The organism is Butyrivibrio sp. LB2008, assembly GCF_000621565.1.
GTDB lineage: Bacteria > Bacillota > Clostridia > Lachnospirales > Lachnospiraceae > Butyrivibrio.
The window spans coordinates 16,301-31,889 of the sequence record NZ_KK211308.1 but is presented as its reverse complement, the minus strand read 5'-3'; the positions used below and the strand labels follow the sequence as shown (position 1 = coordinate 31,889).

Below are 15,589 nucleotides of genomic sequence, written 5' to 3'. Positions count from 1 at the left end.
ACGGGTGAAAAACAAGATGACATCGACGGTAATAGAAAAAAACAAAGATGTAAATAAAGAAAAGTTGCATTCCATCCTGGCGGCACGTCTTGAAAAAAGTAAGCTGCGAGAGAATGTTATAAGCAAAACAGATCTTACTGAGTATGTTGTTTCGTCTATGCAAAGATCGATGCTTGAGAGAGAGGAATTAAGCAAGGAGAGCGGAGCATACAATCTTGCTTCAAGAGTTGATGTTGAGGGCGCAATAGATATCATTTCGCTTCAGAAAGCGATTGACGCACTTATTGCATCAAGCAGCTCACTCAGAACAGGTTTCGTAAAGTCGGAAAGAGGATATCTTCAGGTAATAGATAAAGATGCTTTTTCAAAGATCGAGTACATTGATATCTGTAATGGAGAAGCGGGACTTGACGGGATAATAGAGGAAAGAGCAGTAAGAAAATTTGAGTTTGATAAGCCTTCGCTTTTTAAGGTGACTGTTATTAAGACTGCACCTCAGAGATATGTGATACTTTTGGTTTCACATCATGCGGTGACGGATGGCTGGTCATTCGGAGTGATCGTTTCCAAACTGCAGGATTATTATAACGCATATAAGAATTCCGGCTTTATATCTTTGGAGCAGGAGAAAGTAAGCTATATCGATTTTACCGCATGGAAGCAGAATAAGAAAAACAAGGAAAAAGAGTTTTGGAAAAATGAACTTAACGGTTCTTCAATACTAAGACTTGAGACCGACGCCGAGAGAAGCATAAAGGCAATTTATCCGGGAAGAAGACTTTATTTTAATCTGGACAGAAAACTTTCGGAGGATATCAGACTTTTTGCAAAAGACAAAAAGCTTACCATGTTCAGCACTATCATGGGAGCTTATCAGATATTACTCGGAAGATATACAGGTCAAAAAGATTTTGTTGTGGGAATGGCAGAGTCAGGCAGAGATAATCTTGCGACAACAAAGATGATCGGATGTTTTATTAATAGCCTTGGAATGAGAGCCAATATCGATATCGATTCCACGGCAGATGAGTTTCTGGGTAAAGTCAGGGAGCACTACTATGACGTCATGGCACATAAAGAAATTGATATATATGAATGTGTCGAAGATATAGATATTGAGCAGGATTACAGATATCCCGTCCTGTTTCAGACAATGTTTAATTATGAGAATACTCCTAAGACGCGATTTGATTTTGACGGACTTTCCATGAATCAAAAGGGTGTAGATGTATGCAATGCATTGTTTGATATCACATTGTCTTTGTTTGATGACGGAGAAGAATTAGGCGGCTTCATCGAGTACAAATCGGAAATATTCAGCCCGCAGCGAATTGAAAGAATGCGCGATGACCTCATAGGTCTTATCGGAAATATCATTGCGGATCCGGGCCAAAAAATATGTGAGATACCGCTTATATCACCTAAGCAGGAAGAAGAGCTTATTGCTTACAATCACATAACCGATTATGATCCGGAAACATTTATCGAAAGATTCGGGAAAATTGCTTCAAAGTACGGCGAAAATACAGCACTTTGCTATGAAGATAAATCTATTTCTTACAGAGAACTTGATGAGAAATCCGATGCTGTGGCAAGAGTTCTGAGAGGTAGAGGAACATCCGGATCCATGATCGGACTGTTCATGGATAAGAGCATAGAAGCGGTTGTCACTCTTGTCGGAATACTTAAAGCAGGTATGGCCTATGTGCCAATTGATACAGGTTATCCGGATGAAAGAATTACATATATAGCGCAGGATGCCGGTATAGAAGTGATCATAACAGGAACTTTGGGTGCTGAACGGATAAGAGAATGTGTTCCCGAAATAAAAGATGTTATCGCGATAGACAGCATTATGAGCGGGGATTATTCCGATGAATGCACTAAGAACGATGATGAAATTAAGATTTCCTGCGAAGATACCGCATATGTCATCTATACGTCGGGATCTACCGGAAAGCCAAAGGGCGTGCAGGTTCCGCACAGAGGTATCTGCAATGTGATAGATGAAGAGAAAAAACTCTTTGATGTAAAAAGTGACTCTAAGATATTGCAGTTTGCTTCTTTCTGCTTTGACGCTTCGGTATTTGAGATCGTAATGGCACTTGGAAACGGAGCGGCACTGTACATTGTCGATAAGCAGAAAGTAATCGGAAATGCACTGTCTTCATATATCAAGAATAAAGGTATAACCCATATCTGTGTTACTCCTTCAGTGCTCGCTCTTACTTCTCCCAAAGGACTTGATGAGCTTGAGACTGTGATAGTTGCAGGAGAAGCGTGTCCTGAAGAATTGATAGAAATATGGGGCAGAGATCACAAATTCTTTAATGCATACGGACCTACCGAGGCGACAATCTGGACAACTACCAAAAGATGTCTTCCCGGAGAAAAAGTCACCATAGGAAAGCCTGTTACGAATACAGAAGTATACGTGCTTGATGAGTGGATGAATCCTGTGGGTAAAGGACGTGAGGGTGAATTATATATCGGAGGTATCGGACTTAGCAAGGGATATCTTAACAGAGAAGATCTAAATAAGGAAAAGTTCGTCACCAAGAGATTTTCAAACGGTTATGAAACCAAATTATATGCATCGGGAGATGTTGTATGTCTCAATGCATGCGGTGAACTTGAATTCAAAGGAAGAAAAGACAGTCAGGTCAAACTTCGCGGATTTAGGATAGAGACCGATGAGATCAGAAACGTGGCAATGGAATACGAAGGAATCGCGGATGCGGTTGTCGGAGTCACGCAAAAGAGTGAGACAAAAACACTGTATCTCGTGGTTAAGGTAGAAAGAGACCTCGTTGATACAAACGGGTTAAAAGAGCATCTGAAAAATAAGCTTCCTTACTACATGGTTCCTGCAGTCATAAATGTTATAGATAATATTCCTCTTACATGGAACGGCAAAGCAGATCTTAAGGCAATTGAAAATAATCTCATTTTTAAAGCTGAGAGAAGAGAAGTACAGCTACCGGAAAATGAAGTTCAGGAAAAGCTCGCAGGACTTTGGAAGGAAGTTCTCGAGACGGAAGATGTCGGAATAGACGATAACTTCTTTGAACTGGGCGGACATTCATTGACGGCGACGAAACTTTCGAATGTCATAAGTGAAAGCTTCGGAAAAGATTTCACGACTGCTATGGTGTTTGGCTATCCGACCATACGTGAAATGGAACAACTATTCCGCGAAGAGGGAACGGAGCGCAGCGAAAGTGTTTTAAGAGCGGAGAGGGGAGAAAAGATCAATCTTTCACCCCAGCAAAGACAGATGTGGTTTGCCGAGCAAATGGGAGATTCAAACGGAAGTTACAACATTGTCATGCCGATAAAGCTAAGCGGTGAGCTGAATGTCGAGAGGCTTGAAGAGAGCTTCAGGCATGTTATCCGTAACAATGAAAATTTAAGGACATCCTTCAAAAACGAGAATGGAATCCCTTATCAGACAATCAGAAGTGATTTCGAGTTTAGTTTAAGGCGTTATTACCTGATGAATTTTGAAGGCAAGGATACAGATAAGCCCATTAATTCAATAATAAGTGCCGTTTCGAAACAGAGTTTCAATCTTGAAAAGGATCTTCTGATCAGAGGATATCTGGTTTATAAGGACAAAGACGAATATGTTCTGATAGTCGTTGTGCATCACATTATCTCGGACGGATGGTCGATGGAACTTATAACCCGTGAGATAGCAAGTGATTATAACAATGGCGGAAAAGGAAATATATCGGAAGAAAAGCTGAGTTATATAGATTATATCTATTGGCTTGATGAGAGAAAGAAAACAACAAATAAGCAGAAGGAGTTTTGGAAAAAGACTCTTTCACCCGACATGGAGGTTGTTTCGCTTCCTACAGATTACATCAGACCTGATGTTCAGACACATAACGGATATACGGTGACATCGGAACTTGATAAAAATCTTACTTCGAAGATAAAAGCATTTTGCAAAGACAACAAGATTACAACATTCATGTTCATGCTTACAGTTTTCTCGGTATTACTGCATAAGCTTACCGGTAACACGGATATTCCGATAGGAGTTCCGATTGCGGGAAGAGGCAAAAAAGAAACCGAGGATATGATCGGATTCTTTGTAAATACTCTTGTTATGAGATGCTCTGTGGACGACGAAGACAGCATACAAAAGTGTCTTGAAAATGCCAGAGATGTGAGCCTTAAAGCTTACGAGAATCAGGATGTTTCATTTGAAGAACTTGTCCGTATGCTTGTGGGAAAAAGAGATCTCAGCAGATTGCCGCTTGTTCAGGTGATGTTAAACGTTCAGAATCCGGACGGCATAAATTTTGACCTGAAAGGACTTGAAGCTGAGCCGTATCCGATTATTCAGGAAAATACCAAATACGATCTGACACTGTATGTTGAAGAGTATTTTGGAAAAATGAATCTGAGAGCGGTTTATAACAGCGATCTTTTCAAACAGGAGAGAATGCAGGAATTCATGAGACAGTTTGCGACAGTTACACAAACCGTCCTTGAAAAAAAGAATGTAAAGATTGAGGATATATCACTTATTGGAGATGAGTTCATAAATGTCCTGGAAGAAAAAAACAAAAGGAAAAAAGAAAGAAATATTACGGCGACCGAGACACTTTACGAGATGGTTGAAGAAAGTATAAGTAAATATCCTGACAGAGTAGCGATTTCTTTTGAAGACGAAGATGTTACCTATAAAGAACTTGATAAAAAGGTTTCAGAGCTTTCGGGTGCTCTGCGTGAGCGTGGAATAAAAAGCGGTGATAAATGTATCATCTACGGATTTAGAAGTACAAAACTGATAATTGCTATGCTTGCGGTTTTAAAGGCCGGCGGAGTGTTTAGTATATTCGATCCCGAATATCCTGAAGAACGGCTTAAAAATCAGTTTGATGCAGTAAAAGCCAAGGGAGTCATCCTTCTTGACGGCGAAATCCCAAAGGTATTTGATGGTGCCGCAAAAGAGGCATGTTTGTTTGAAACATATGCTGATCTTATGGAGCTGAAACAAGGTGACAGCGGAAAGGAAAAAATTAGAAGACAAGCCGGTGACGAAGCTTATGTTCTCTTTACATCGGGAACAACGGGCACTCCCAATCTCATATGTACACCACATGAACCGGTCGTTCATTTTATCAAGTGGTTCATACATCACTACAGGCTTAGCAGAGACTGCACATTTGCAATGTTTGCCGGATTAACACACGATCCTCTGATGAGAGAAGTGTTTACTCCTTTGGCACTTGGCGGAAGGCTTGCAATACGTAAGAGAGCTTCAAGATACGACCTTGATGGAAGTGCAAAGTGGATGGCGGAACAGGGTGTTACGGACGTCAATATCACACCTTCGCTCTTCATGATGATAGCGGGAGAGAAAAACGTATACCTGCCTGATGTAAGACATTATTACTTTGGAGGTGAGAAGCTCGGAGCGGCTCAGGTTGAGAAAGTAAGAAAAATAAGTCCGAAAGCAATGTGCTCAAACTTCTACGGAGCTACAGAGACTCCGCAGGTTATGGGATATTATGACATCCCTGATGACTACAATCCCAAAAAAGACGTTCTTCCGATATCAGGAGGAATTCACGAAGTGGATATTTATCCGGCTACGAAGAGCGGGAACAGAGCAGGACTGGGCGAACTTGGAGAAATCTATATTGAGACAAGGCATCTGAGTAAAGGCTATCTGAATAATGAAAAGCTCAATAAAGAGAAGTTCATTACAAGTGATAAAGATCCGTCAGTGAAGATATACAAGACAGGAGATGTGGGCAGATATTTGACCGATGGCTCCATACTGATCGAAGGAAGAGCGGATGATCAGATAAATGTCAGAGGATACAGAATTGAGAGCGGTGAAATAGAACTTGCGCTTCTTAAAAACGATAATGTCAGGAACGCACATGTAAGCGTCGTAAATTCAGGTGGCAGAGATATGATCGTTGCTTATCTTGTTTTAAAAGACGGATCGGATTTTAAGAGCAGCGAAATGAGAAATTTCTTGTGCGAGTACCTTCCTGTTAACGTACTTCCCGAGCATTACGAGATATTGGATAATATTCCGCTTACACCAAACGGAAAGGTTGATTATAGAAAACTTCCGAAAGATTTTAAAGAAACAAAACACGGAATCGTAAAGCCAAGCAACGAGACGGAAGAAAAGGTACTGAAGATCTGGAGCGAGATCCTCGGAAGAGATGATTTCGGAACAGAAGATAATTTCTTTGATGTCGGAGGGCATTCGCTTATTCTTTCTCAACTCAAGGTAAGGCTTGAACAGGAATTTGAAACGGAAGTAAAACTGGTGGATCTGTTTGGATATCCGACCGTTTCGATGATAAGTGAGCATATACAGACATCTTCTGCGGGTGAAAGAGTTACCGCGGTAAAACATTCTGAAGCATCCGGCGACAGAGCAAAGAAAAGAAATCAGTCATTAAGTAAATTTAAAAAGAGATGAAGGGGGATATAGATGAGCACGGAGGTATCAAACGGTATAGCTATTATAGGCATGGCGTGCAGATTTCCCGGAGCGGAAAACATCGGGCAATACTGGAAAAACATAAGAGAAGGAAAGGAGTGTATGGAGACGCTTTCGCCTGAAGATTCGGTGAAGGCCGGAATGGACAGAAATACTGTGGATAATCCGAATTTTGTCAACAGATTTTCGGGAATAAAAGATATTGATAAATTCGACGCAGACTTTTTTAAGATCAATCCAAAAGAAGCTACATTTATGGATCCTCAGCAGCGGCTTCTCATGGAAAAAGCCTGGGAAGCGGTAGAGGATGCAGGCTACAATGCAGACGATATCGGAGGAAAAGTTGCGGTGTTCGCAAGCACCGGAGCAAGCAGTTATTTCCTTCAAAGTATGGTCAACAATCCGAATTTTATTGAAGAGGCAGGAGGAATGAAGGCGGTCCTTCACAGTCTGGATAAAGATCATATAGCAACAAAGATTGCTTACAGGATGAACTTCACGGGCCCCGCAGTTACAGTTCAGTCGGCATGTTCAAGCTCGATGGTGGGAACTGTCATGGCATGTCAGAGCCTTCTTACATATCAGAGTGATGCGGCTCTTGTGGGAGGAGTAATGATCAATGTCCCCCAGAAGGTCGGATATATGTATGAAAAGGGCAATGTAATGTCAAAGGATGGCTATTGCAGACCTTTCGACAATGATGCCGACGGTACTGTTTTCGGAAGCGGAGTGGGATGCATTGTTCTTAAGCGTCTTGAGGATGCAATTGAAGACAATGACAGGATATATGCGGTGATACGAGGAAGTGCCGTTGGAAACGACGGAAACGATAAAGTGGGTTACACAGCTCCCGGAGTACGCGGACAGATGGAAGTTATCAGTGATGCATTGGAATTTGCCGAGATCGATCCTGCAACAATTTCTTATGTTGAAGCACACGGGACCGGAACCATTATGGGAGATCCCATTGAGGTTGAAGCGATCTCCAAAGTATATGAGGAGTACACAGATAAAACTCAGTACTGTGCTTTGGGATCTGTTAAAGCGAACATAGGACATCTCAATTCGGCATCGGGAATAGCGGGAATCATCAAGAGTGCGCTTATGGTTTATAACAAAGAGATTCCTCCGCTTACAAATTTTAAAAAAGAAAATGACAAGATCGATTTTAAGCATTCGCCTTTTTACATAAATACGGAGCTTAAAAAATACGAGTCGGATATACCGTTCAGGGCAGCAGTCAGTTCCTTTGGAATAGGTGGGACCAACGGACATGTGATCATGGAAGAATTTAAAGCGGATGAAGCTAAGCGCGCAAACAGATCATGTTATCTGATCCCTGTCTCGGCAAGAGATGAACAGGACCTGCGCAGTTCATGTGAAAATCTTGCAGAGTATCTTTCAGAGCACAGAGAAACGGATATCGCTGATATAGAAAAGACTCTCCAATGCGGAAGAAAAGCGTTTGAAAAGCGCATTGCGTTTGTTGTTAAAGATACGGATGAGCTTATCAAAAAACTCAGAGGATTTCTAGATAACGGAAGTACCGGAGATATTTCGGGAAGCGCAGATGAGCATATCGAGCAGATAGTAAGTCATTGGGAAAACGGAGATGAGATCGGATGGAAGGAAGAATTTGATACAAAGACAGCCAAAACGGTATCACTTCCGACATATCCGTTCAAGCGTAATTCTTATTGGAGTTACAGCATAAACAAAGAGGATAAGGTTGAAGAGAAAGAAAGTCCGGAGAATAAAATAAAACAATTTAAGGTCGAACTTCATGAAAGACCCGATCTTGGTAATGAATATGTTGCACCGGAAGGAGAAGTTCAGGAGAGACTTTCAGATATCTGGAGTGAACTTCTTGGAATAAAGAATATAGGTGCTACGGATGATTTCTTTGAACTTGGCGGACATTCGCTTATGGCAACCTCACTGATATCCTCTGTGAAAAACGAATTCATGGTAGAGCTTGAGATCTTTGAGTTATTTGATTGCCCTACAATCGAAAGTCTTGCGGAACTGATAACCGATAAGTTGACGGAACTCATTGAATCTATGAATGAGGATGAAGTTGAAGCTTACTTAAACATGGAGAAAAACTATGGTACTTGAAAGAGATAGCAAAAAGCAGGAACTGTTAAACAGTATTTTGAAGGGAAAGATCAAGAAAGATAGCGAAAAAAGCGCAGATGCTTTTGTTCATTTGAATCAAAAAGAAGCACCTTTATCATATGCTCAGAACAGAATGTGGTTTTTACACCAGTTTGATGACGGAGACGATTCTTACAACATGCATATCGTTCTTAAGATGGACGGTGAACTAGTCAAAGAAGCTCTTATGTACAGCATATCCAAGATTGTAGAGCGTCATGAATCCTTAAGAACAAACTTTAAGATGGACGACAGCGGCGAGCTCAAACAGCATGTCAGGGAAATCTCAGAGGTACAGATTGAGAATGTTGACGTCAGCGAAATGGAAGAAGCTGAAATATCCGAAGTGATAGAAAATGAGATCTCAAAGCCATTTGATCTTGAAAAAGATCTTCTTATCAGGGCGGCTCTTCTTACAAAATCCGATGAATGCAATTATCTTGTTGCGGTAATGCATCATATCGTCTCGGACGGCTGGTCACTCGGAATCCTTGGAAAAGAGCTTATGACATATTACGAGAGATATTTAAAAGGTGATTATTATGTCGAAAAGCCCGAGTATCAGTACATTGATTATACAATGTGGCAGAAAAATTTCCTTGAGTCGGGAAAAGTATCCCGCCAGTGTGAATATTGGAAAAAGAAAATGACTCCTTTACCCGAGTCTCTTGAGATCAAGGTGAAAGATCAAAACGGAGCAGATGATTCTTATGAAGCTTCCAAGCTGGAATTTTTCGCAGACAAAGAGCTTCTTGAGTCACTTAAAAAACTTGCGACAGATAACGGAGTTACCCTCTACATGGTTCTTTTTGCGGCTTACGCGGTTCTTTTGAACAGGTACAGCTGCAATAACGACCTCGTTATCGGAACTCCCGTGGCAAACAGAAGAAGGAAAGAAGTAGAAGACCTGATCGGATTCTTTGTAAATACACTGCCTATAAGGATTGGCGTAGATGCAAAGAAGAGCGTAAAGGAATTCCTTGCAGAAGTAAAGAAAGAAACTGTCGGAGCTTTTTCTAATCAGGATATACCTTTTGAGTACATTGTAAAGGATGTGGTGGGGGAGAGATACGGTGAGCAGACACCTATAATCCAGACAATGTTCGTACTCCAGAATACGGAGAATGTTAGTGTAACCTTACCCGGAGTAAGTGTTGAGACAAAGATGTTTGAGAACAACACCGCAAAATTCGACATCCTGCTCAATGCTGCGGAGATTGCCGATGAGCTTAGACTTTATTTTGAATACAGAAAGAGTATTTTCGATCCCGAGATCGTGAGATCTATTGCCGATAAATATCTGCTTATTCTAAAAGAGATGGTCGGTAACACGGATGCAGTCGTTGAGAGTATTGCCTGCAATGAAAAAGTGATAGTAAATACAGATCCTCTTTTTGCAGAAGATAAGCTGTTTACTGAAAGCAGCATAGCTGAGAGATTTGCGAATATGGCAAAAGCTTATCCGGACAAGATCGCAGTAAGTTGTAACGGTGACGAGATGACTTACGACGAACTTGACAGAAAGTCAAACAAAGTAAGCAGATATATCGATCGTTTCCTTGATAATAAGCCGGGATTTGTGGGTATCTGTCTTGAGAGATCGCTTGATATGATCGTGTGCATTCTCGGTGTCATAAAGAGCAACTGTGCGTATGTTCCGCTTGATCCCGATGCTCCGAAAGACCGAATGGAATTCATCGTTAAGGATGCAGAGTTAAAGCTTCTCATAGGACATAAAGAAAAGACAGAGACTATTCCGATCCCTAAAAATGTGCCTGTGATCGATATCGAAGACAAGCGGAAGGATATAGAGGCAGAATCAGAGCTTTCAAAGGAATGTACAAGACAGAATGATGCTACCGCTTACATGATATTTACATCGGGATCTACGGGTAATCCCAAAGGGGTAATGATAAGCGATAACAATGTACTCAGGTTATTCAGTAATACCGAGAATCTTTACAGATTTTCAAGCGAGGATGTATGGACAATGTTCCATTCGGTAGCCTTTGATTTCTCTGTCTGGGAAATATGGGGAGCACTTCTTTACGGAGGAGAACTTGTAATTGTTCCGTATAAGACAAGCAGAACGGTTGATGCGTTCCTTGAGCTCCTGCTTGAAAAGAAGGTTACGGTGCTTAATCAGACTCCTTCGGCATTCAGACAACTTCTTCAGTGTGACAGATTGTACGAACCCGAAACAGTTGAGCAGATGAACCTTAAATATATTATTTTCGGAGGTGAAGCTCTTGATTTCGGAATGCTTGAGCAGTGGATGAATGCATACGGAGATACCAATCCCACACTTGTCAATATGTATGGAATCACAGAGACAACCGTACATGTAACATATGAAGTTCTTGATAAGGAGAAGATTAAAGATAAGCGCAGAAGTCTCATAGGAATGCCTATAAGAGACCTTCAGATATATGTACTTGATGACAAGATGAGAATGGTTCCGGACGGTGTTGTCGGAGAGATGTATGTGGGCGGCGCCGGGGTATCCAAGGGATACTGGAACAGAGAAGAACTTACAGCAAGCAGATTTATTCAGAATCCGTTTACCGATAAAGCGGACAGATTGTATAAGACAGGGGACCTTGCGGTCAGATATCCCGGCGGAGAGCTTGAATACATCGGAAGAAACGATGAGCAGGTCAAGGTCAAAGGCTTTAGGATCGAGCTTAACGAGATTCAGGAAAAGATAAATGAAAATGAAATAGTAAAGGACAACATAGTCGTTCTTGATAAGGTCGGCGATGAGGCAAGAATAATCTCGTACTTTACTATGGATGCGGACAGAAGAAAGAATGTCATCGGAAAACTTCTTGCAAAAGATGATTACAACGTTGAGACGGAGGAAGTGTTTAACCACAACTACAGTAAGAATAACAATGTGGAAGATTATGCTTTCAACATCGTCGGATGGAATAACTCCTATGACAATAAGCAGATGTCAGCAGCGGAGATGAGACAGTGGCTTGATTCTATCTGTGGCAAGCTTGATAAGATTCCTATGAAGTCTGTTCTGGAGATAGGCGTGGGAACAGGAATGATAATGCACAGCATCGCAGGAAGAGTGGACAGATATTTGGGAATCGATATCTCAAAAGAGGCCATAGATTATAACAACAGAGTTATAGAACAGAACAAGCTTGGTTATGACAATGTAAGCCTGTTACATGCTTCGGTTGATGAACTTGAAGACAGCACGGAATGCGGATTCGATACCGTGATCATCAATTCTGTTGCACAGTATTTCCCGGATATCAGTTATTTTGAAAACGCTCTTATCAGCGCAATCGATAAGATGGGAGATAAAGGAAATGTAATAGTCGGAGATGTAAGAAATTACAACAGGCTTGATATGTACTATCTTTCGGTTGAACTTGCTCACACGGATAAAACAGCCACTATTGCAACTTTGAAAAAGAATATTGATACAAAGAGAGAAAATGAGAAAGAACTTATTTTTTCAACAGAGTATTTCAGGGAACTTTTGGACAGAATCCCGGAAATCTCAGGTGTATCGATCACTCCGAAGAACGGGGATATCAATAATGAGCTATCGAAGTACAGATATGATGTAGTTCTTTCAATTGATAAAAAAGGAAATGACAAGGTTCAGGCATTTGAGTGTGAAAAGAAAACCTGGTCAGGTGATATTGATAATGTGATGGATTTTGAAGGAGATGCGATCCATTACAGCAATGTTCCCGATGAGCGAGTTGAGTATGAAAAGGAATTCCTTAATAAGCTTAAGGTTGCCGATGAAAACTTAAGTGTCGAGAGTTTTGAGAAGGTTATAAAAGCCGGAAAGAGAAACGGACTTTCATACAAGAGACTTGAAAAAATCGAAAAACGTGTATCGGAAGCAGGATACAGGCTCTTTGTGGGAGTTGACAATGTGCCCGGATTCCTTGATCTGGTGATCTGCAAAGAGGGAACGGACAGACGTGCGGTGGATGAATATTTGAACAGATGCTACGGATACGATGTTACTTCACTCAAAGTAACAGAACCTCTTAAGTATAAGGTTCAGTATAGTGCGGTAGAGGAGATAACACAGTTCCTTCAGGACAAGCTGCCGTATTATATGATTCCCAACGAATTTGTTCTTATCGATAAGATACCTCTTACAATAAACGGCAAGACGGATTACAGAGCACTTCCAAAGCCCAACGCGAGCGGAAGAACAATAGTAAATAAAGAAGACTGGTGCGAGGAATACATCGTACAGGAAGTGACTAAGGTATGGAAAAATCTTCTTCATATCGAGGATATCAAACCGGATGATGATTTCTTCAGACTTGGAGGACATTCACTTCTTGCGACCAATCTTATATTCTCACTCAACGATATTTTTGATGTGAGGATCCCGTTAAAGGAATTATTTGAGAATCCTACAATAATGGGAAATTGCAAATATATCCAAAACAAACTCGGCGGATCTTCACAGGCTGTTGAAAAAGAACTGAATCTTGAGAAAGATGTGGTTCTTCCTGAGATCGTAAATGAGGAGAATATAGAGAATCCCACCAATGACGTGAACAGAATTCTTGTTACGGGAGCAACGGGATTTTTCGGAGCATTCATGGTTCAGAGGCTCCTTGAAGATACCAAAGCCACAATTTATTGCCTTGTAAGAGCAAATGATGAAGAACATGCAAGAAAGAGACTTCTGGATACGCTTCGTGAGTACAGGCTGTACAAGAACGAGTATGAAGACAGACTTGTTGTAATAAAAGGTGATCTTGAAAAACCTTATCTTGGTATGGATAAGAAGAAATTCGACAGATATGCAAGGGAAGTGGATACAATCGTTCACAACGGTGCAAAAGTCAATTTCTTTGAGCCTTATGAGAATCTGAAGAAGGCAAATGTATACGGAACAAAAGAAATTATAAGGTTTGCAATGCTTCACAGAATAAAGCCGGTACATTTCATTTCGACTTTGTATGTATACGAACCTTCGCAAGATACTTCGGAAACACAGATCATCGAAGAAAACAAGCCGCTTGCGGGATACAGAGGACTGAGAATGGGATATACCCAGTCAAAATGGGTTGCTGAAAATGTGCTCAACCTGGCAAGAGACAAGGGCCTTCCGGTAAACATTTACAGATTGGGAAGAATATCCGGACATAGTAAGACGGGAGCTTGTCAGAAAAAAGACTTTATGTGGTCACTTGTAAAAGGATGCATCGAGATCGGAGTATATCCAGATCAGAATCTCGAATTTGAGTTTACACCCGTTGATTTTCTTGCCGATGCCGTTGTGAAGATCATGAAGAGCGGAGAGATGAATAAGCAGTATCATCTTTTCAATAATCATAAGACAGGACTTAAAAATATAGTAAGAGCTATGTCCGATCACTATGAGATGAAGAAGCTCAGCAGAGAAAAATGGGTGGAACGCATTTCATCCGCAAGCAATTCGGCAAGGCATCTGGCGCAGCTGTTATCTGACGGAACATTTGAAGGCGGATATATGGAGTTTAAGAATGATAACGTTGTTAAGCATGTGCCGGATTTTGAAAAAGGAATCAGTGTAGACGATGAGATGATAAGGGAACTTAGAGATTACTTCGTGGAAGAAGGATATTTCCCTGCGACCAATGAAAGGAAACATGCGTAATGGAGAGAAAAAAGCGCTTTCAAAGATTTATGGTCATAAACGGAAGTCAGGCTGTCTCTCTTATCGGATCGGGACTTACGGATTTTGCGCTGTTCTTCTACATACTGAAAAGCACCATGGAGAATAATGCCGGAATATCGCAATATACAATACTTTATTTCTTTATGTATATCCCGGGAATAATAGTGGCTCCGTTCATTGGTTCACTTATAGATCGTTCCAATAAAAAGCATGTGATCATCGGAAGTGATTCAATAGCGGCGCTGGGAAGTCTTGTGGTAATGATATTGTTTAATATCGGAATGCTAAACAGATTCATTGTTTATGCAGTGGTGCTTGTAAAAGCGGTATGTTCGGCATTCCAGGCACCTACATTCCAGGCAGGAATAAGCGTGCTGGTGGATAAACAAGATTACGGCAAGGCTGTCGGGCTTGCGAATGTAGGAGAATCGATAAACAAGATAATATCACCGCTTCTGGGAGGAATGCTGTTTTACAGCACCTCTCTCGGAACGATAATAGTGATCGACCTGATCTGTTATTTTATAGCACTTGTACTGATTCTTCCTTGTAATTTCGGCGAACAGGGCAGAAATAAGGGAGATGATAAGGCTGAATTTTTCAGAGATTGTAAGCTTGGATTTGAAGTGATCCTCAAAGATAAGATGATAGTAAGTTTGCTTATTCTCTTTATCTTTAACAATTTCTTTATCAGCTTTATCGAGATCATAGTTCAGCCTCTCGTATATATTCTCAATCAGCAAAACGGAATGGTCATATCAAATTCACTTGCTCTGGGAATGGTAATGACATGCGGCGGAGTCGGAATGATGATAAGCAGCATAATTATGGGAATTAAGGGAGTACCCGAAAACAGGATCTTGTCGATGCTGACACTGAATGCCGTCGGTGGATTGATATTAATGGTGGTGATTGCAGTGAAATCCGTTTTCATATTTGCAATCGGAACACTGGCATATTTCCTAACAATACCGATCATTTTGGGAGCAAATATCACCATATGGCAGGAGCGGATACCCATACAGCATCAGGGAAAAGTTTTTTCCATAAGGAGAGCATGTGTCCTTGGTATCACGCCGGTATCGAGTTTGCTTGCAGGATGGATAGGAGACGGCATTTCGGGAAGATATGAGAGCTCTGTTTTATTAAAAAAGCTGCTCGATTCTCCGGATGGCATATATGGACTGATGTTTACGGTAATAGGTATGATCACGATTTTGATAAGTGTGATCTTCGCATTTAACAGAAACTTGGAAGTATCAAAAATTGAGGATAGGGAGGTAGCATAA

4 protein-coding genes are annotated in these 15,589 nt (G+C 41.0%); all 4 read left to right on the top strand.

What is annotated here, in order from left to right; translation table 11 throughout:
• The first annotated feature begins 4 nt into the window (after positions 1 to 4).
• From T356_RS0116585 to T356_RS0116570, 4 genes are read left to right on the top strand one after another with little or no spacing between them, the layout of a single operon-like run.
• Positions 5 to 6,463, top strand: a complete 6,459-nt coding sequence (locus T356_RS0116585; RefSeq protein WP_197020935.1) for a non-ribosomal peptide synthetase — start codon at positions 5 to 7, stop codon at positions 6,461 to 6,463.
• Between the two features lie 12 nt (positions 6,464 to 6,475).
• Entirely contained in the window at positions 6,476 to 8,602 is a 2,127-nt protein-coding gene (locus T356_RS0116580; protein WP_026515468.1) for a type I polyketide synthase, read from the top strand.
• Positions 8,592 to 14,279, top strand: a complete 5,688-nt coding sequence (locus T356_RS0116575; protein WP_026515467.1) for a non-ribosomal peptide synthetase — start codon at positions 8,592 to 8,594, stop codon at positions 14,277 to 14,279. The genes T356_RS0116580 and T356_RS0116575 overlap by 11 nt, the downstream gene beginning before the upstream one ends.
• Entirely contained in the window at positions 14,279 to 15,589 is a 1,311-nt protein-coding gene (locus tag T356_RS0116570) for an MFS transporter (protein WP_026515466.1), read from the top strand. Before T356_RS0116575 ends, T356_RS0116570 begins: the two co-directional genes overlap by 1 nt.

What these genes read in the sequence shown, in the direction of transcription:
- T356_RS0116570 (WP_026515466.1), top strand. Translation starts at nt 14,279, where the DNA reads ATGGAGAGAAAAAAGCGCTTTCAAAGATTTATGGTCATAAACGGAAGT.
- T356_RS0116580 (WP_026515468.1), top strand. Translation starts at nt 6,476, where the DNA reads ATGAGCACGGAGGTATCAAACGGTATAGCTATTATAGGCATGGCGTGC.
- T356_RS0116575 (WP_026515467.1), top strand. Translation starts at nt 8,592, where the DNA reads ATGGTACTTGAAAGAGATAGCAAAAAGCAGGAACTGTTAAACAGTATT.